The 19,475-nt window shown below is 64.1% G+C and carries 17 protein-coding genes; 14 read left to right on the forward strand and 3 right to left on the reverse strand.

What is annotated here, in order from left to right:
• The first annotated feature begins 61 nt into the window (after nt 1–61).
• The 4 genes from yajC to AC1C2M_RS04450 all read left to right on the forward strand — a co-directional run bounded on the left by yajC (nt 62) and on the right by AC1C2M_RS04450 (nt 5,583).
• Nucleotides 62–466 carry a preprotein translocase subunit YajC gene (gene yajC, locus AC1C2M_RS04435; RefSeq protein WP_483404190.1) on the forward strand — a complete coding sequence of 135 codons (405 nt, stop codon included), beginning with the start codon at nt 62–64 and terminating at the stop codon, nt 464–466.
• 97 nt (nt 467–563) lie between these two features.
• Nucleotides 564–2,285, forward strand: coding sequence for a protein translocase subunit SecD (gene secD / locus AC1C2M_RS04440; RefSeq protein WP_495435390.1), 1,722 nt, complete (start codon nt 564–566; stop codon nt 2,283–2,285).
• Complete coding sequence (gene secF, locus AC1C2M_RS04445) at nt 2,285–3,295, forward strand: protein translocase subunit SecF (protein WP_495434005.1); 1,011 nt, start codon at nt 2,285–2,287, stop codon at nt 3,293–3,295. Before secD ends, secF begins: the two co-directional genes overlap by 1 nt.
• Before the next feature lie 41 nt (nt 3,296–3,336).
• Nucleotides 3,337–5,583: a RelA/SpoT family protein gene (locus AC1C2M_RS04450; protein ID WP_483404187.1), complete on the forward strand. Its 2,247-nt coding sequence runs from the start codon at nt 3,337–3,339 to the stop codon at nt 5,581–5,583.
• On the opposite strand, the gene AC1C2M_RS04455 is transcribed toward AC1C2M_RS04450, so the two are convergent.
• The 3 genes from AC1C2M_RS04455 to AC1C2M_RS04465 all read right to left on the reverse strand — a co-directional run bounded on the left by AC1C2M_RS04455 (nt 5,562) and on the right by AC1C2M_RS04465 (nt 8,296).
• Nucleotides 5,562–6,065, reverse strand: a complete 504-nt coding sequence (locus tag AC1C2M_RS04455; RefSeq protein WP_495435391.1) for a type IV toxin-antitoxin system AbiEi family antitoxin — start codon at nt 6,063–6,065, stop codon at nt 5,562–5,564. The genes AC1C2M_RS04450 and AC1C2M_RS04455 overlap by 22 nt on opposite strands.
• Nucleotides 6,066–6,158: 93 nt before the next feature.
• Nucleotides 6,159–7,391, reverse strand: a complete 1,233-nt coding sequence (locus AC1C2M_RS04460) for a DUF349 domain-containing protein (protein ID WP_483404185.1) — start codon at nt 7,389–7,391, stop codon at nt 6,159–6,161.
• A gap of 101 nt (nt 7,392–7,492) precedes the next feature.
• Nucleotides 7,493–8,296, reverse strand: coding sequence for a peptidylprolyl isomerase (locus AC1C2M_RS04465; protein WP_483404184.1), 804 nt, complete (start codon nt 8,294–8,296; stop codon nt 7,493–7,495).
• Between the two features lie 202 nt (nt 8,297–8,498).
• On the opposite strand from AC1C2M_RS04465, the gene AC1C2M_RS04470 reads away from it, so the two are divergent.
• The 10 genes from AC1C2M_RS04470 to aroB all read left to right on the forward strand — a co-directional run bounded on the left by AC1C2M_RS04470 (nt 8,499) and on the right by aroB (nt 19,473).
• Nucleotides 8,499–10,001, forward strand: coding sequence for a replication-associated recombination protein A (locus tag AC1C2M_RS04470; protein ID WP_495435392.1), 1,503 nt, complete (start codon nt 8,499–8,501; stop codon nt 9,999–10,001).
• Between the two features lie 177 nt (nt 10,002–10,178).
• Entirely contained in the window at nt 10,179–10,808 is a 630-nt protein-coding gene (rpsD, locus tag AC1C2M_RS04475; RefSeq protein ID WP_108391049.1) for a 30S ribosomal protein S4, read from the forward strand.
• Between the two features lie 142 nt (nt 10,809–10,950).
• Nucleotides 10,951–11,196, forward strand: coding sequence for a hypothetical protein (locus tag AC1C2M_RS04480; RefSeq protein WP_108391048.1), 246 nt, complete (start codon nt 10,951–10,953; stop codon nt 11,194–11,196).
• Between the two features lie 43 nt (nt 11,197–11,239).
• Complete coding sequence (gene alaS, locus AC1C2M_RS04485; RefSeq protein ID WP_495435393.1) at nt 11,240–13,897, forward strand: alanine--tRNA ligase; 2,658 nt, start codon at nt 11,240–11,242, stop codon at nt 13,895–13,897.
• Between the two features lie 15 nt (nt 13,898–13,912).
• A complete protein-coding gene (gene ruvX, locus AC1C2M_RS04490; protein WP_483404181.1) occupies nt 13,913–14,383 on the forward strand; it encodes a Holliday junction resolvase RuvX in 471 nt (156 codons plus the stop codon).
• A gap of 3 nt (nt 14,384–14,386) precedes the next feature.
• Nucleotides 14,387–15,652 carry an endolytic transglycosylase MltG gene (gene mltG, locus AC1C2M_RS04495; RefSeq protein WP_495435394.1) on the forward strand — a complete coding sequence of 422 codons (1,266 nt, stop codon included), beginning with the start codon at nt 14,387–14,389 and terminating at the stop codon, nt 15,650–15,652.
• Nucleotides 15,652–16,518, forward strand: a complete 867-nt coding sequence (locus AC1C2M_RS04500; RefSeq protein WP_495435395.1) for a shikimate dehydrogenase family protein — start codon at nt 15,652–15,654, stop codon at nt 16,516–16,518. Before mltG ends, AC1C2M_RS04500 begins: the two co-directional genes overlap by 1 nt.
• A gap of 107 nt (nt 16,519–16,625) precedes the next feature.
• Nucleotides 16,626–17,840: a chorismate synthase gene (gene aroC / locus AC1C2M_RS04505; RefSeq protein ID WP_483404178.1), complete on the forward strand. Its 1,215-nt coding sequence runs from the start codon at nt 16,626–16,628 to the stop codon at nt 17,838–17,840.
• A complete protein-coding gene (locus AC1C2M_RS04510; protein WP_495435396.1) occupies nt 17,837–18,352 on the forward strand; it encodes a shikimate kinase in 516 nt (171 codons plus the stop codon). Before aroC ends, AC1C2M_RS04510 begins: the two co-directional genes overlap by 4 nt.
• Nucleotides 18,349–19,473: a 3-dehydroquinate synthase gene (aroB, locus tag AC1C2M_RS04515; RefSeq protein ID WP_495435397.1), complete on the forward strand. Its 1,125-nt coding sequence runs from the start codon at nt 18,349–18,351 to the stop codon at nt 19,471–19,473. The genes AC1C2M_RS04510 and aroB overlap by 4 nt, the downstream gene beginning before the upstream one ends.
• Nucleotides 19,474–19,475: the final 2 nt, after the last annotated feature.

Below are 19,475 nucleotides of genomic sequence, written 5' to 3' on the forward strand. Positions count from 1 at the left end.
GGCCTGTCGGCCATTTTTCCCTCCCATGCGGCCGTGATGCTGCGAAAGGTCTTTACCTCTTATGGATCCATTAACCATCGGAATGCTGGTCATCCTGGCCGTCCTCATCTTCTTCATGTTCCGCAACGGACAGAAGCGCAAGCAGGACCAGGAAGCATTGCTCTCGAAGGTTGTGCCGGGTGCCGAAGTCATGACCACGTTCGGGCTCTTCGGGACCATCCTCGAAATGGATGAAGACACCAACAAGGTGCTCCTCGAATCCACCCCGGGAACCGTCCTCACGGTTCACCGTCAGGCCATCGCGAAGGTTGTCGAAGACGAGCCGGTTGTCGCAGATGACACTCTTGTCGCAGAGACAGAAGACGCAGCGGTCGCGCCGTCCGTCGACACTGAAATCGGCCAGCGCACGGAATTCGATGCGTCCACAGACGTCACCGATTCACGTGATAAGAAGGCTGACCAGTAGTCTCACTGAGCAGGTAGTCACCGCACAGGTAAACCAGAAGCGTCTCGTGCCGCCATCAGTGGCGGTGCGAGACGGCCAGAGAAAGCTGAGTACGTAGTTGGCACAGTCGAAGTCGACGCCCATCCGTAGAGCGAGTCGCTCACTGATCTGGCTTGGCGTTATCACCCTTGCACTCTTCGGCATCCTCGCCGGAAGTGTCGTCTGGGGTAACGCCTCCTGGGGACCCAAGCTCGCGCTTGACCTCGAAGGTGGAACGCAGATCATTCTGCAGCCCAACGTCGAGGAGGGAGAGTCGGTCTCCGCGGAGCAGCTCAACCAGGCCGTCTCGATCATCAGGCAGCGCGTCGACGCGTCTGGTGTCTCCGAGGCTGAGATCAACACCGAGGGAAACAACGTCGTCGTTTCCATCCCCGGTGAAGCAGACGAAGAGACCCGCAACCGGATCGAGGCATCGGCGAAGCTCGAGTTCCGCCCGGTCCTCGTCGCAAGCGGCCCCACAAACACTTTCGTCGGCGAAGACGGCGTTGAGACGCCGTACCCAACGCCCGATCCAGCGCTTCCCGACACTCCGGCGACGGAGCCGACCAACGCGAGCGATCTCGCGCAGATCACCGAAAAGCTGCAGGCCGAGTTCCAGGCCTTCGACTGCGCGCAACCCGTCGAAGCCGGGGTTGTACAGCCGGCTGACAAGCCCATCATCGCGTGTGAGGTCGACGGCAGCGTCAAGTACATCCTCGGCCCCGTCGAGGTCGAGGGATCGACGATCGAAGACGCCACGAACGGCATGCAGACCACCCAGACCGGTGCAACCACCGGCCAGTGGGTCGTCAACCTGGAGTTCGACGGCAAAGGCACCGAGCAGTTCGCGGACGTGACGCAGCGGCTCACCGCCCTGCAGAGCCCCCAGAACCAGTTCGCCATCGTGCTCGACAACCAGGTCATCTCGGCGCCGCAGACCAACAGCGTCATCACCGACGGCAACGCGGAGATCTCGGGTAACTTCACCCAGGAGTCGTCGAAGTCGCTCGCAGACCAGCTGAAGTACGGCGCTCTTCCCATCAGCTTCACCGTGTTGAGTTCAGAGGCCATCTCGGCCACTCTGGGTGCCGCTCAGTTGCAGATCGGCATCATCGCCGGGCTCATCGGCCTCGTCCTGGTCGCCATCTACACGCTCTTCCAGTACCGGCTGCTCGGCTTCGTGACGATCGCCTCTCTCGTCGTCGCCGGTGTCCTCACCTACCTTGTGATCGCGATCCTGTCCTGGCGCAACGGTTACCGGCTCTCACTCGCCGGTGTCGCCGGACTCATCGTGGCCATCGGATTCACCGCGGACTCTTTTATCGTCTACTTCGAGAGAATCCGGGATGAGCTTCGCGACGGACGAGGGCTCGAGTCCGCTGTCGAGGCGGGATGGAAGCGCGCCAAGCGCACCATCTACGCATCGAAGGGTGTCAACCTCCTCGCCGCCGTTGTGTTGTACGCGGTTGCCGTCGGAAACGTGAAGGGATTCGCGTTCACCCTCGGGATCACGACGATCATCGACGTCCTCGTCGTTCTGCTGTTCACACACCCGGCCCTGCAGGTCCTGGCGCAGACGCGGTTCTTCTCGAGCGGTCACCCGCTCTCCGGACTCGATCCGAACGCCCTCGGCGCTGTGTACCGGGGCAGGGCACAGTTCCGTGCGCCGCAGCCCGGCGTCGCAGGCAAGTCAACGAAGTCCAGCCGTGAGGCAGCGAAACGGCAAACAATCGCAGAACGCAAGCAGGCTGAGCTCGTCGCCGCGGGCGCCGGCAAGAAGTCTGAGGAGAAGAATTCCTAATGCCCAGCCTCACCACATTCGGTAACGACCTGTTCACAGGGAAGCGTTCGTTCAACTTCGTCGGTAACCGCAAGGTATGGTTCAGCGTCGCGATTGTGCTCGTCCTCGCGTCGATACTCGTCCCGATCGTCAAGGGCGGCTTCAACCTCAGCATCGAGTTCACCGGTGGATCGCAGTTCACCATCAACTCGGTTGAGAGCACAGATCAGAACAAGGCGACGGATGCCGTCGAGAGCGTCGTTCCTGACGCCGCGTCGAAGGTCACAACGGTCGGTGACTCTGCCATTCGTGTGCAGACGAACCAGCTGACGTCGGCGGACACAAACGACGTCACGACCGCACTCGCGAAGGCGTTCGACGTCCCCGAGTCTGAAGTCACGACATCCTTCATCGGTGCGTCGTGGGGACAGGACGTCACACGACAGGCGATCACGGGACTCGTCATCTTCCTCGCGCTGGCGTTCATCACCATGGCGCTGTACTTCCGCACCTGGAAGATGTCCGCGGCCGCGATGATCGCGCTCCTCGATGTTCTCGTCATCACCCTCGGTGTGTACGCGCTCAGTGGCTTCGAGATCAGCCCGGCCGCCGTGATCGGCTTCCTCACGATCCTCGGGTACTCGCTCTATGACACTGTCGTGGTCTTCGACAAGATTCGGGAGAACACCACGGAGGACGGCGAGAATGCACCACGGACGTTCGCTGAATCGGTGAACCTCGCGGTCAACCAGACGCTCGTTCGGTCGATCAACACCTCGGTCGTCGCGGCGCTTCCGGTTGCGTCAATCCTCCTCATCGGTGACTTCCTCCTCGGTGCTGAAACGCTGCGCGACATCTCCCTGTCGCTCTTCGTCGGCATCCTCGTGGCCACGTACTCCACGATCTTCGTCGCGGCGCCGCTGTATGCGCTGTTCAGGCAGAATGAGCCGGAGATCAAAAAGCGCGACACCCGAGTGCTCGCCGGTCGCTCACGCGCGGTCGCCGAGCCCGCTGTCGCTGCGGCGCGCTAGACCGCCGCGGTACGGGATAATAGAGGTTCGGAGGTGACGCCATGACAGAGACCCAGTCGTCAAGCGCGTCCCTCCGACGGCTCGTCCCTCGGATCTTTTCGAAGGCGCAGCCAGCCGGCGCTGTCGATCGTCTTGTGCGCACGGCACGGCTGCACCACCCCAAGGCCGACATCACGGTCATCGAGCGGGCCTATACCGTCGCGGAGCGCGCCCACCGCGGGCAGAAGCGCCAGAGCGGTGAGCCATACATCACCCATCCTGTCGCGGTCGCCCAGATTCTCGCCGACCTGGGGATCGGACCGAAGACCCTCGCAGCGGCTCTCCTGCACGACACGGTCGAGGATACCGACTACGGCCTCGACGAGCTTCGCGCAGAATTCGGCGACGAAGTCGCCATGCTCGTCGACGGCGTCACCAAGCTGGACAAGGTCAAGTACGGCGAGAGCGCCCAGGCGGAGACCGTCCGCAAGATGATCGTTGCGATGTCCAAGGACATCCGCGTTCTCGTGATCAAGCTCGCCGACCGCCTGCACAATGCGCGTACCTGGGGCTTCGTTCCCGCCGAGAAGGCCGCCAAGAAGGCGACGGAGACGCTCGAGATCTACGCTCCGCTCGCACACAGGCTCGGAATCCAGACCATCAAATGGGAACTGGAAGACCTCTCGTTCGCCGTGCTGTACCCCAAGCTGTACGCCGAGATCGAAAGCCTGGTCAGGCAGCGTACCCCGCAGCGGGAAGAACTCGTCCAGACGGTCATCGACTCGGTCAACGAGGACCTCAAGGCCGCGAAGATCCGTGGCAAGGTCGTCGGCAGGCCCAAGCAGTACTACTCGATCTACCAGAAGATGATCGTGCGCGGTCGTGACTTCGACGAGATCTACGACCTCGTCGGCATCAGGGTTCTCGTCAATTCGGTTCGCGACTGTTATGCGGTGCTCGGCGCGATCCACGCGCGGTGGACTCCGATCCCCGGGCGGTTCAAGGACTACATAGCGACCCCGAAGTACAACCTCTACCAGTCACTGCACACGACAGTGATCGGCCCGCAGGGCAAGAGCGTCGAGATCCAGATCCGAACGCACGAAATGCACCAGCACGCCGAGTACGGTGTCGCAGCGCACTGGAAGTACAAAGAGAACGTCAACGGCGGCAAGGGTGCGTCGAAGACGACAGAGAACGACATGGTGTGGCTCGCGCACATCTCCGACTGGCAGGCGGAGACCAGTGACCCAGGCGAGTTCCTCGACTCGCTCCGGTTCGAGATCGGCGCCAAAGAGGTCTACGTCTTCACACCGAAGGGTCGCGTCATCGGCCTTCCCGCCGGGGCGACACCGGTTGACTTCGCTTACGCCGTGCACACCGAGATCGGCCACCGCACGATGGGTGCGAAGGTCAACGGCAGGCTCGTTCCGCTCGAATCAGAGCTCAACAGCGGCGATGTTGTCGAGGTCTTCACGTCGAAGAACCCGGACTCAGGTCCCAGCCAGGACTGGCTGAGCTTCGTCAAGAGCACGCGGGCGCGCAACAAGATCCGTCAGTGGTTCACCAAGGAACGTCGCGACGAAGCCATTGAGCAGGGTAAGGATGCCATCGCACGCGCGATGCGCAAACAGAACCTGCCGCTGCAGAAACTGATGAGCCAGGACACCTTCGCCGAGGTGTCGGCCCAGATGCGGTACGAGGACGTCTCCGCGCTGTACGCCGCGGTCGGTGAGGGGCACGTCTCGACCCAGTCCGTGCTCGAAAAGGTCGCTGCCCTCCTTCAGGGAGACACCGAGGCTGAGCAGGCCACGATCGACTTCCCGGTTCGCGGTCGCACCCGCACGATGACGCACAGCGACTCCGGAGTTTTGGTTCGGGGTGCGCCCGACATTCTCGTGAAGCTCTCGAAGTGCTGCACGCCCGTTCCCGGCGACGATATCGTCGGTTTCGTGACCCGCGGTTCGGGCGTTTCTGTACACAGGAGCGACTGCCACAACGTTCAGGAGCTGCTCAAGGAGCCTGAGCGCATGATCGACGTCGAGTGGGCACCGAGCTCCAAGAGCCTGTTCCTCGTCCACATTCAGGTCGAGGCTCTTGATCGCGCCGGCCTGCTGAGCGATGTCACGCGAGTACTCAGTGAGCACCACGTCAACATCCTCTCCGCCACCGTATCGACATCGAACAACCGTCTGGCCATCTCTCGCTTTGTCTTTGAAATGGGGGATACCACCCACCTGGAGCGTGTCCTCAACGCGGTGAGGCGCATCGACGCGGTTTACGACGTCTACCGCGTCAACGGCGGCTGATCCGCGCGGACTGCCGCTCCGGTGAGCAACTCGAGCCTGGCGATGGCCGCAACGGATTCCGGGGAGCAGGGGCGTTTCCGTTCCAGATCGCGAGCGGTGCGCGCGGGCGTTGTCACCCTCAGCCCCGCTATCCGCGTCTCGTCGGAGTCCGAGAGGCGCAGCTCCCGTTGATGGAACCGGGGCGGAAGCCGGAGCGTTGCGCGCTCGTCTGCCCGAACGCACACCTCGTGCTGCCACGGCGGGTCGTCGATGGCGCCGTATACCCAGGCCGCGCTCCAGCCCATTGCCACGAGGTGCCTGGCCGCAGGAAGCCGTGGCAGCTCACTCGCGAGCGTGCTCGCACGCAACTCTCGGCGATCGGGCTCGTCGACGCAGATGAAAACGTCGTCGAACTTCATCAGGTCGCCATCGCGCGCTGCAGCGTAAAGCTCGGCAACGGGAAGGAACCCGGTGCTGAGGACCGAGGGCAGAAACCGAGGCATGGTCCAAGGGTGAACCGCTCTGACCGACGAGAAACGGCGGGAGCAAATCTGTGAAGAATTCGCTCCCGCCGTTTGGCTGTGGACGACGCGTGGTCAGGACAGTGCGTTGAGCCACACCTTGCGCGCTTCGAGTGCCTCTGTCGCAGCCTCGATCTTGGCTTTGTCTCCGGTGGCCTTCGCCTCGTCGAGCTCGGCTTCGAGTTTGGCGATCGCTGCGTTGAGCTGACCGGCGAGTCCTTCGGTGCGGGCCTTGGTCTCCGGGTTGTTCTTCGTCCAGTGGTCCTCGTCGAGCTTCTTGAGGTGGTTCTCCACCTTGCGAAGCCGGTCCTCCACCGTGCGAACCTGATCGCGGGGGACCTTTCCGATCTCGTCCCAGCGTCGCTGGATCGAGGCGAGCGCGGACCGAAGCTTGTCCCGGTCGGTCTCGGCGAGCAGCGGCTCAGCCTCCTCAAGGAGGGCGAGCTTGGCCTCAAGGTTCTCCGAGAACTGGGCGTTGTCGATGGCGTCGACCTCGGACTTCGCGGCGTAGATCGCGTCACCGGCAGCCTTGAACCGAGCCCAGAGCGCGTCGTCGTGACGCTTTCCTGCGCGGCCTGACTTCTTCCACTCCTCGAGCAGCGCTCGGTATCCGGGGATGCCGTCTGCACCCTTGGGGATCAGAGCCTCAGCCTGGTCGATGAGTTCCTGCTTGCGGGACTTCGCGTCGCGGTGCACCGAGTCAAGTTCGGCGAAGAACGCCCTGCGGTTCTGCTCGATCGTCGACTTGGCGGTTCGGAATCGCTTCCAGAGTTCGTTCGCCTCGCCCTTCGGCAGCTTCGGGCCCTCCTGCTGGTGTGTCTGCCACTGGCCGAAGAGGGCGGTGATCTGCTCAGTGGTCTGCTTCCACTGCGCCTTGGCCGGGTCCTGCGCTGCGAGCTTTTCTGCCTCGTCGACGATGGCCGTTCGAACGGCGATCGCCTCGGCAACGGCGGCGCGGGCTTCTTCGCTCTGCTGCTCGGTGAGTTCGCCCACCGTCGAGTCGAGTGCAGCGACGCGGGCCTTGAGGCTCGCCAGGTCGCCGACGGCGTTCGCGTTCTCCAGGTTGGAGGCGAGGTGTGAGACGGCCTTGGCCACGTCCGCGGCCGGGGCGCCACGCTTAACGCGCTGCTCAAGGAGCGTCACCTGGCCGGCCAGCTCCGTGAACTTACGGGTGAAGTAGGCAAGTGCCTCTTCCGGGGTGCCATCGGGGAATTGCCCGACCTCACGCCAGTTATCGTCGCCCTCGCGCACGAAAACGGCGCCGGACTCGTCAACGCGACCCCATGGTTGCTGCTCAGAATTAGACACGTGCCTCACCTTGCTTGGTTGTCGCGCAACTGCGCGACCGGAAACTCTGGTCCAGCCTATTACGTTGACCCCTCCCGGCGGGGGAAGGTCACAGACACCGGCTACTGAACCGTAACGTTCTCGATGGTGACGGGGATGGCTGGTGTGCCGTCGGTCAGCCCGTCAGTGATTCCGGCGTCGACGACATCCGCCCTGAGTTCGTCGAGTCCACTGGTCACCTTTCCGAGCACCGTGTACCCGCCAGCCTCGTCTGCTCCGAGCGTGGTGTCTTCGTAAACGATGAAGAACTGGCTACCCATGCTGTAGCCGTTGTTTGACTGTCGGGCCATCGCGAGCGTGCCCGCAGGGTAGACGTTGTCTGCCGGGGCATTCTCGACGGGTCCGTAGCTGTAACCAGGCCCGCCCGATCCCGTGCCCTCAGGGTCGCCGCACTGGAGGACGAAGAGGCCTTCGTTTGTGAGGCGGTGGCAGCTGATGCCGTCGTAGAAGCCGTTCTGCGAGAGCGAGACGAACGACGAGACCGCCTGCGGTGCTGCCGCGCCGTCGACCTCGATGCCGAGCGGAATGCCATTGATGGTCATCGATCCGGTCCAGACCCTGCCCTCGGCGAGGCCGGGGTCTGGCACGTCTCCGGTGTTCGTACCGGCCGGGGCGGTCTCCGACGGTGCCGTTTCAGTCGGTGCCGGTGTCGAGGTCGCGCTCGGCGCGCCTGGGCCGTTGGAGAAGTACACGACCTGGCCGGCCGTCACCGCAGCCGCGACGACCACGAGCGCGATGCCGGCGATCCAGTTGTCGCGCACCCGGCGCTTGACGCGGTACTCGTGCAGCGTCCGACGGGCTTTATAGGCCTTGAGACGTTCACGATTCTCGCGTGCCAGGCGCTCTTCGGTCTTGCTGGGTGCCACGTGGATCCTCCATCGGATGGGCGCTCGTGCGCCGGTTCTCAAGGCCAGCACCCCGGGTGCTGTCTTCGATGACTTTACGGTTACCGGCTTCCACTGACCAAATGCGGGCAACGTCAGCCGTCCACGTGCCCCGAACGGGCACTCTCGACAGGGTGAAGCGACGACAGCGGAAGTTGTCAGCGGGTGCGGCTAGCCTTGCATCATGGCAAACACGACAGCGGCACTGCACTCGGGCAGTGTCCCGCTCGCGGTGCGCATGCGACCCAAGAGTCTCGACGAGGTCGCCGGACAACGGCACCTTCTGAAGCCGGGGTCGCCGCTCGTCAGTCTCGCGCACGGCAAGTCCGGTGACAAAGGCAGCGTTTCGGTGATCCTCTGGGGCCCACCCGGTACCGGCAAGACAACGATCGCCCAGTCCATCGCCCACAGTTCTGGTCGTCGTTTCGTCGAACTCTCCGCCGTCTCGGCCGGAGTTCGTGACGTCCGCCAGGTCATGGACGAAGCGATGACGAGTCGCGATCTCTACGGGCTGTCCACCGTGCTCTTTCTCGACGAGATCCACCGCTTCAGCAAAGCGCAGCAAGACGCCCTCCTCCCCGGGGTCGAAAACGGCTGGGTGATCCTCGTCGCCGCGACCACCGAGAACCCGTCGTTCTCGGTGATCTCGCCCCTGCTCTCCCGTTCACTCCTGCTCACTCTCGAGCAGCTGAGCGACGATGACCTCCGTGTTGTTCTCGACCGGGCGATCGAAGACAAGCGCGGACTCGGTGGCCGGTTCGACGTCACCGCCGACGCCCGCGACACCATCATCAGGCTTGCGTCCGGCGATGCCCGCCGTGCGCTGACGGCGCTCGAAGCGGCATCCGTCAGCGCTGATTCGCTGTCGATCGAAACGGATGCTGCCGGTATCCGCAACGAGGACGGCACCCACAACGAAGACGGCACCGACAACGAGGACGGTACCGACAACGAGGACGGGACCGTCGATCGCGCCTCGAGCGCTGACGATGACGATGACGATGACGAAGGTGCGGGCGGGGCTCCCGTCGCTGAGGCGCAACGCCCGGTAATCACCGCTGACGTCGTTGCCAACGCGGTCGACCGTGCACTGCTGCGCTACGACAGGAACGGCGACGAGCACTACGACGTCATCAGCGCGTTCATCAAGTCGATCCGCGGATCAGACGTCGACGCGGCGCTGCACTACCTGGCCAGGATGATCGAAGCGGGGGAGGACCCCCGGTTCATCTCCCGCCGAATCATCGTGAGTGCCTCAGAAGACATCGGGCTCGCCGATCCCAATGCCCTGGTGATTGCCGTGGCCGCGGCAGACGCTGTGCAGTTCATCGGGATGCCAGAGGGACGCATTCCTCTCGCCGAAGCGGTCGTCTACCTCGCAACGGCCGCGAAGTCGAACGCCTCGTACAACGCCATCAACAGCGCGATCGCTGATGTGCGCGCGGGCAACTTTGGCCGGGTGCCCAAGCCGATGCGCGACGCCCACTATGCCGGCGCCAAACGGCTCGGGCACGGCAAGGGATACAAGTACCCGCACGACGCCGACATCGGGGTGGTCGAACAGCAATACCTTCCCGACGAGCTCCGCGGGGTGCGGTACTACCAGCCGACCCAGCACGGCAACGAACGAGATGTGTCGTCTCGCCTCGCCAAGCTGATGCGCATCGTGCGGGGCGGGCGCGGCTGACCCGGTGCCGTGTTAGGCTTATTGCTGGCCTAGGCCCGATTTATTTGTATGGCTGCACTGAATCGGGTTGACGGACATGTTCTTTAGCCGAACTGTTCCGGCTCACCCCTCTAACTTTCCGGTTCGCATTCGTGCGCGCCGGCATCACATCGTCAGAGATTCCATCGAAAGGAACCCGTGTCTACCAAGTCACGTACCCGTAGCAAGACCCGCCTGTCGCGGTCACTGGGCATCGCCCTGACCCCGAAGGCAGCCAAGTACCTCGAGAAGCGTCCTTACGCTCCGGGCGAGCACGGCCGCACCAAGCGCAAGACCGACTCCGACTACGCTGTGCGTCTTCGCGAGAAGCAGCGTCTGCGTGCCCAGTACGGCATCCGCGAGAAGCAGCTGAAGATTGCCTTCGAAGAGGCTCGTCGCGTCAAGGGCCTGACGGGTGAAAACCTCGTCGAGATCCTCGAGACGCGTCTTGACGCTCTCCTCGTGCGCTCGGCCATCGCCCGCACCACCGCTCAGGCTCGTCAGATGGTTGTGCACCGTCACATCCTCGTCGACGGCCAGATCGTTGACCGTCCCTCCTTCCGCGTGAAGCCGGGACAGCTCATCCACGTCAAGGCACGCAGCGAGGGCACCGAGCCCTTCCAGGTTGCAGCAGCAGGCGGACACGTTGATGTCCTCCCGAAGCTTCCTCCGTACCTCGAGGTCGAGCTCGACAAGCTGCAGGCACGCCTCGTGCGCGCTCCGCAGCGTGCAGAGGTCCCCGTGACCTGTGAAGTCCAGCTCGTCGTTGAGTACTACGCAGCACGCTAAACACAGCATTACCGACGGGGTCGCGGCTTACGCCGCGGCCCCGTTTTTCTTGTCGCCGAGCCATAAAGCGGCCGGTCAGGCATAACCGGTAGGATGAAATTCTGGTTGGAAGCATCCGTCCCACACCCCAGGAGGAGCCCCTGTGAAGAATATTTTCTGGCTACTTACCGGCATTGCCGCCGGTTTTTTCGTCGCGCACGAGATCAACAAGACCCAGAAGGGCAAGGAGTTCTTCTCGGACCTCGATGGAAAGCTCCGCGAGTTCAGCGACACAGTCGCCGACGCGTACAGAGAACGTGAAGCTGAACTGCGGGAGAAGATCGACGAACTAGCGAAGGACGCCGAGGACGCAATCGGCGACCTTGGCGCCGGCTCTTCTCAGAAATAAATCTCCCTCTGCCCCCCGCAGAGACCTCTCTCCGAACGGACCCATGAAGACCGCTGACATCCGCTCGCGCTGGCTCGATTTTTTCGCCGAGCGCGGCCACACCGTAGTTCCATCCGCGTCGCTGGTATCAGACGACCCGTCCCTGCTGTTCACCGTCGCGGGAATGGTGCCGTTCGTGCCGTACCTGAGCGGACTGGTCCCCGCACCATACCCGCGCGCGACCAGCGTGCAGAAGTGCATCAGGACCAACGACATCGAAGAGGTCGGTAAGACGCCTCGCCACGGGACGTTCTTCCAGATGAACGGAAACTTCTCGTTCGGCGACTACTTCAAGGAAGGCGCGATCGGGTACGCCTGGGAGCTGCTGACCTCGCCTGAGAACGCCGGCGGCTACGGATTCGATGAGAAAGATCTCTGGGTCACGGTCTACAAGGACGACGACGAGGCCATCCGTCTCTGGAAGTCCATTGCCGGGATTCCCGACGACCGCATCCAGCGACTCGACATGGACACGAACTACTGGTCGACGGGTCAGCCCGGTCCTGCCGGTCCCTGCTCCGAGATCTTCTTCGACCGGGGACCTTCCTACGGTCGAGACGGTGGTCCGGAGACCGACGACGACCGGTATGTGGAGATCTGGAACCTCGTCTTCATGCAGTACCTCCGTGGCGAGGGCCGCGGCAAGAACGACTTCGAGATTCTCGGCGACCTGCCGAAGAAGAACATCGACACCGGCATGGGCCTCGAGCGCGTCGCCTTCCTCAAGCAGGGTGTCGAGAACATGTACGAGATCGACCAGGTCCGCCCTGTGCTCGACCGCGCTGCCGAACTGTCAGGGCGCCGCTACGGTGCAGACCACACGGACGACGTTCGCATGCGGATCATCGCTGACCACGTTCGCTCGTCGCTCATGCTCCTCAGCGACGGTGTCACGCCGTCCAACGAGGGCAGGGGCTACATCCTGCGTCGACTCATGCGGAGGACCGTCCGTTCGATGCGACTGCTCGGTGTGGATACAGCCACCTTCCCCGAACTGTTCGCCGCGTCCCGCGACGCGATGAAAGCCGCCTACCCCGAGGTGGAGCACGACTACAGCCGCATCTCCCAGTCGGCATACGGCGAGGAAGAGACCTTCCTGCGCACTCTGGCCGGCGGAACGACGATCCTCGACCTTGCCGTCGAGAAGACCAGGAAGGACAACGCCCAGAAGCTCCCGGGCGACACCGCATTCCTCCTGCACGACACCTACGGTTTCCCGATCGACCTCACCCTCGAAATCGCTGAGGAAGCCGGCTTGAGCGTCGACCGCACGGGGTTCGATGCCCTCATGGCCAACCAGCGTGCACTCGCGAAAGCGGATGCCAAGGCCAAGAAGACAGCGTTGGCTGACCTCAGCGTCTACAGCGCGTTCAGGGCTTTCGGCGAGACGACCTTCACCGGGTACACCGATCTCACCACCGAGTCGAAGATCCTCGGCCTCATCGTGAACGGCCAGTCCGTCTCGAAGGCGTCGGCGGGCGACATCGCCGAAGTGATCCTCGTCGAGACCTCGCTGTACGCAGAGTCCGGCGGTCAGGAAGCCGACCAGGGCCTCATCGTCGGCCCCGGCTATGAACTCGAGGTGCTCGACGTTCAGAAGCCGATCAAGGGACTCATCAGCCACAAGGTGCAGGTCGCCAAGGGTGAAGTCGGCGTCGGTGACAGCGCAACGAGCGTTGTCGACCGCGAATACCGCAGGGGCGCCAGGCAGGCACACTCCGGTACCCACATCATCCACGCCGCGCTTCGCCAGGTCCTCGGCCCGAACGCTCACCAGTCCGGCTCGTACAACAAGGCCGGCTATCTGCGTCTCGACTTCTCCTGGAACGCAGGCCTCTCGGCTGAGACACGGAGTGAGATCGAGGAAGTCTCGAACAACGCGATTCGCGACAACCTCGAGGTCGTCACGCGTGAACTGCCGCTCGACGAAGCCAAGGCGCTCGGCGCCATGGCCCTGTTCGGCGAGAAGTACGGCAACGTCGTTCGCGTCGTCGACATCGGCGGCCCATGGTCCCGCGAACTCTGTGCGGGCACCCACGTGTCGACCAGTGCGGAGATCGGCATGATCAACCTCGTCAGTGAATCGAGCGTTGGCTCGACGAACCGCCGTGTTGAGTCCCTCGTCGGCCTCGAGGCGTTCCGTGACCTCGCTGCCGAACGTGCCATCGTGAACGAGCTCACCTCATCGCTCAAGACGCCACGCGAGCAACTCCCGGAGCGCATTGCCGACCTGGTCGCAAACCTCAAACAGGCCGAGAAGAAAATTCAGGCGTTTGAAGCGCGGGCGCTCACCGAGCGCGTCCCAGCACTCGTCGCCACGAAGCACACCGCCGGTACGTACACCCTGGTCGCTGAGAACGTCGGAGTGTTGAACTCCGCGGACGACCTGCGTCTTCTCGTCACGACAGTGCGCGAGCGGCTCGGGTCAGTGCCGAGCATCACCGCTCTCGCCGCGACCGTCAAGGACCGACCGATCGTCATCGTCGCGACCAACGCCGAGGCACGCGCTGCCGGGGCAAAGGCAGGCATGCTCGCCAGGACCGCCGCTGGCGTCCTCGGTGGAGGCGGAGGCGGCAAGGACGACATGGCACAGGGTGGCGGTACTGACGCAGCAATGATCCCCGGCGCACTCGCCGCGATAACAGACGCTGCGACGAGGTAGCCGGTGACGGATGCCATGCGTGCGGGAGTCCGCCTCGGTATCGATGTCGGGAAGGTCCGCATCGGTGTCGCCCGTTCCGATTACCACGGAATGCTGGCGACACCGATCGAGACCGTCCAGCGGTCGACCGACAGCGGTGAAGACGTGAAGAGAATCATCGCGATCGCCGACGAGCTCGACCCGATCGAACTCGTTGTCGGCCTTCCGCTGGCGCTCTCCGGATCGCACACAGCATCAACGGACGATGCTGTCGCCTTCGCGGGCAAGCTCGCAAAGGCATCCGCTGTTCCCGTCCGACTGGTCGATGAGCGGCTGTCCACGGTTTCCGCCCACTCGGCGCTACGCACCTCGGGCAAGAAATCAAGCAGATCACGTAATATTGTCGATCAAGTTGCTGCGGTCATCATTCTGCAGCACGCCCTCGACGCGGAGCGCGGCAGTTCACACCCTCCTGGTTCCCTCGTCAACCCGAGTGAAGGATCCTAGGCCGTGACAACCGAGCGACCCAAAGGCACCAGCGATTTTGACGCCATTCTCGCGTCGAAAGCGCCAGAAGCCCCGGCTTCGAGTACACCGCCGTCGTCTCGACGCGAGGCCCGGGAACAGGCTGAGCGCGCCGCGATAGCGTCCACGCGTTCTGAACGCCGGTCTGCCTCGTCAACCGAGTCCGCGTATCCGCCGCGAGAGAAGCGCAGCCGCAAGGGACTCATCGCGGCAATTGTCACGCTCGTGCTGCTCGCCGGTGTTGCCGGGGGTGGCCTGTACGCCTGGAACACCTTCGAACCGCAGATCCGCTCGGTCATGGGCTGGGAAGAGCCCACCGACTTCGAGGGCGCCGGCAGCGGTGAGGTCATGGTCTCCATCGCGGAGGGCGACACGGGCCAGGACATCGCGAAGACCCTCAAGGCGCGTGGCGTGACCAAGACCGTCGACGCGTTCTACGAAACTCTGATCGAGGAGAAGCCTGAGCCTGTCTTCCACCCCGGTGTTTACCAGCTGAAGAAGCAAATGAGCGCGAAGGCTGCGCTTGACGCTCTCCTCGACCCGGCCAATAAGGTCGAGCGGACCGTTCTCGTGCGCGAGGGCGATACCGGAGCCACGATTCTCGAGGAGCTGTCCGCGAGCACAGAGATTCCTCTCGCTGAGTTCGAGGCTGCCGTCGCCGATCCCACCGTCTTCGGCATCCCGGCAACCGCGCCATCGATCGAGGGCTGGCTCTTTCCTGCCATGTACACCTTCGACCCTGACCTCTCCGCGCAGGAGGTGATCCAGGTACTCGTTGACCGGACGATCACCGCGCTCGACGCTGCGGGCGTCCCGGTCGAGGAACGGGAACGCATCCTGACCATCGCCTCCGTTGTCCAGCGCGAAGCGCGACTGGAGGAAGACTTCTACAAAGTCAGCCGGGTCATTCAGAACCGGCTCGCGGTCGACATGAAGCTCGAGATGGACTCGACCGCGCAGTATGGCGACACGACGAAGACCGACTCGGTCTGGTCGACGCAGGAGGCGCTCGAATCGCAGAACCCGTGGAACACCTACCAAATGACGGGGCTGCCGATCGGACCGATCGCGAGCCCGGGTGATACCGCCATCGCCGCTGCCATGGCGCCGGCCGAGGGGTCCTGGCTCTTCTTCGTCACCGTCAACCTCGACACAGGCGAGACGGTGTTCACGAACACCGTCGATGAGCACGGTGCCGCCGTCAAGCAACTCCGTGCCTGGTGCGCGGAGAACCCGGACAAGGGCTGCTGATGCCGGAACGGCTCGCGGTATTCGGGTCGCCCATCGCGCATTCGAAGTCGCCTTCGCTGCACCGGACGGCCTACGAGCTTCTCGGGCTGGACTGGGAGTACAGCTCACGCGACGTTCCGGTAACGGAGTTCGCCGCGACCGTCGCCGGTCCGGATGCCGGATGGCGCGGACTCTCCCTGACCATGCCGCTCAAACAGGCAGCATTCGAATTTGCCGACACTCGAGACGCGATGGCCACGCTGACCGGCGCTGTCAACACACTCCGGTTCGTGGGTGATGGCGGGGCGAGAACCTCGTTCGGGTACAACACCGATGTTTCGGGCATTACGCGCGCACTGGCATCCGTCGGCATCGCGGAGGCACCCCACGTCCACATTCTGGGTGGCGGCGCCACAGCGGCCAGTGCTGTTGTCGCTGCTGCCGAGCTTGGTGCGCTCTCGGTGACCATCCTGGCCAGGAACCCGGCCAAGTCCCGGCCGCTGATCGACCTCGGTAAGCGGGCCGGCCTCGCCGTGGACATTCGCACGTTCGGCGAGCTCGACGACGTGCCACGTCCCGAGCTCGTCGTGAGCACCCTGCCTGGCCGGACGCCGCTGCCGGTGAACTACCCGACCCAGGTGCTCTCGTCGTCGGCGCTGCTCGACGTCGCGTACGATCCGTGGCCGAGTGAACTCGCGTCCCGCTGGGCGGATGCCGGGGGCGTCGTCGCGAATGGATTGTCCATGCTCGCGCATCAGGCGCTCATCCAGGTGCGGATCTTCGTCTCGAACGACCCGTTCCAGCCCCTCGACAGGGAGGACGCGGTGCTCACCGCAATGCTCGAGTCCGTTGGTCTCGACGCGCACGGCATCCCGATCGCCGCCTGACCAGCACGCCCGACGAGTACGCCTGACGAGTACGCCTCACGACCGCGGGGGAGACGCAGACCGTCACAGGGTCAGGCCGACCTCGGGCGCTGTGGAAGGATAGAGCCATGCTTCGTTGGCTCACAGCCGGAGAGTCTCACGGCCCGGAACTCATTGCAATCGTCGAGGGTCTTCCCGCCGGCGTCCCTGTCTCGCTCGATTCCATTCGCGCTGACCTTGCTCGGCGGAAACTCGGCTATGGCCGTGGTTCACGGATGAAGTTCGAGGAGGACGAGCTCAACATCTCCGGCGGTGTTCGCCACGGATTCAGCCTCGGCAGTCCCGTCGCCCTGCGCATCGGCAACACGGAATGGCCCAAATGGGTCGAGGTGATGAACCCGGAACCCGTACCGGAGACCGAGAAGTCCCGCGGCAGGAGCGCCCCGCTCACGCGTCCCCGCCCGGGGCACGCGGATCTCGTCGGCATGCAGAAGTACAACTTCGACGAAGCGCGTCCGATCCTCGAACGCGCCAGCGCCAGGGAAACCGCGGCACGCGTTGCCCTCGGTGCCGTCGCGCGGGGCTTTCTCGCCGAACTCGGCATCACCCTGGTCAGCCACACGCTGTCGATCGGACCTGTGCGCGTTCCCGAGAACGCCGCACTTCCCACCCCCGCTGACGTGGGCACGCTCGATGCCGACCCATTGCGCTGCTTCGACGCGGCAACATCCGAACTGATGGTCGCCGAGGTCGACGCGGCGAAGAAGGACGGCGACACGCTCGGCGGAGTCGTCGAGGTACTCGCATACGGCCTGCCGCCCGGACTCGGTTCTCACGTGCACTGGGACCGTCGCCTCGATGGCCAGCTCGCCCAGGCGCTCATGGGCATCCAGGCGATCAAAGGTGTCGAGGTTGGCGATGGCTTCCTCACCACCACGCGCCGCGGCTCCGAGGCGCACGATGAGCTCTTCTCGATCGACGACCAGATCGTACGCTCGAGTGACAAGGCCGGCGGCACCGAGGGCGGCATGAGCACCGGAACCGTTCTCCGCGTCCGAGCCGGAATGAAGCCCATCGCCACAGTCCCGCACTCGCTTCGGACGGTCGACGTCGCGACAGGCGAAGCCGCTGGTGCGCACCACCAGCGCTCGGATGTCTGTGCGGTGCCCGCCGCTGGCGTCGTCGCTGAGGCAATGGTCGCCCTCGTTCTGGCCAACAGCGTCCTCGAGAAGTTCGGGGGAGACTCGGTCGAAGAGACCCGTCGCAACCTCCAGTCCTACCTCGCTGCTATTCCAGCGGGGCTTCGCACCGCCACCGCGTCCACCCAGGATCACCTGGCGTGAGCGACGATCGCCGCCCCCTTTACCCGCTCGTCTTCATTGGGCCAATGGGAGCGGGAAAGACGCGCATCGGTCGCCGGGTGGCAAAAGCACTCGAGGTACCCTTTCTTGACACTGACAAGATCATTGTCGCCGAGCACGGACCGATAGCGGCCATCTTCGAATCCAGGGGCGAGGCTGCCTTCCGCGCTCTGGAGAAGGATGCCGTCGCTGCCGCGCTGGCCGAACACGCCGTCGTGTCCCTCGGGGGTGGCGCCGTTCTGGATCCGGAGACGCGGGCAGCGCTTGCCGACAAGACGGTCGTCCTGCTGACCGTGTCAGCGGATGCCGTCGCCGCACGCATCAAGACCGACAAACGGCCGCTGCTGGCAAACGGGACTGCGGACTGGCAGCGTATCTACGACGAACGGCGCGCGATCTACGACGAACTCGCCACGATCACCTTCGACACCTCCACCCAGCCGATCGAGAGAATCGCTGCAGACATCGCCACGTGGGCGAAAGGACGAGCATGACAGACCACATCGGTACGACAGGCAATCGGGGCGCCACCGGAGATGACCACGGGATCACCACGATCGAGGTGACGGGAACAGACGGCTACGCGATTCACGTCGGCCGCGGCATCCTCGATCGCATTGCTGTCGCCCTCGGTGACGGCGTCCAGAAGGTCCTGCTCGTCCACCCGCCGACTCTCGCCGCGAAGGCCGAGCAGCTGCGTGAGTCACTGGCCGACCGGTACCAGGTGCTGCTGGCCGAGATTCCGGATGCCGAAACCGGCAAACGTGTCGAGGTTGCGGCGTTCTGCTGGCAGATCATGGGCCAGGCCGACTTCACGAGAACCGATGGCGTGATTGGTTTCGGCGGGGGAGCGACCACTGACCTCGCCGGGTTTGTGGCCGCAACCTGGCTGCGCGGCGTTCGACTTGTGCAGGTGCCGACGACAGTGGCCGGCATGGTGGATGCCGCCATCGGCGGTAAGACCGGGATCAACACCAACGAGGGCAAGAACCTCGTTGGCGCTTTCTACGCTCCCGCCGGAGTCATCGTCGACTTCGACCTGCTCGACACGCTGCCGAAGAACGAGATCCTCGCCGGGTTCGCGGAGATCGTGAAGTGCGGTTTCATCGCGGAACCGGAGATCCTCGACATCATCGAGGCGGACGTGGATCGGGTGACCGACCCGACCACCGCGGAGTTCCGCCGCGTCGTCGAGCTGTCCATCGCGCTCAAGGCCCGCGTCGTCAGCGAGGACTTCAAGGAGGGCGGGGTCCGCGAGATCCTCAACTACGGACACACTCTCGGCCACGCCATCGAGCACGCCGAGCGGTACCAGTGGCGTCACGGCGCGGCCGTCGCCGTCGGGATGATGTTCGCCGCCGAGCTCTCACGGCTGGCCGGACGGCTGCCGGACGCGGTCGCTGACCGGCACCGCAGCATCCTCGACTCGCTGTCACTGCCCACCGAGTACCCCGTCGGACGCTGGAGCACGCTTCTCGCGACGATGCAGCGTGACAAGAAGGCCCGAGCCGGCATGCTTCGGTTCATCGTCCTCGATGACATCGCCAAACCGACGGTGCTCGCAGGGCCCGAGACAGCGTTGCTCTTCGCGGCGTACCAGGAGATAGGTTCATAGCC

The sequence above is a fragment of the Mycetocola sp. Y444 genome, assembly GCF_059445295.1.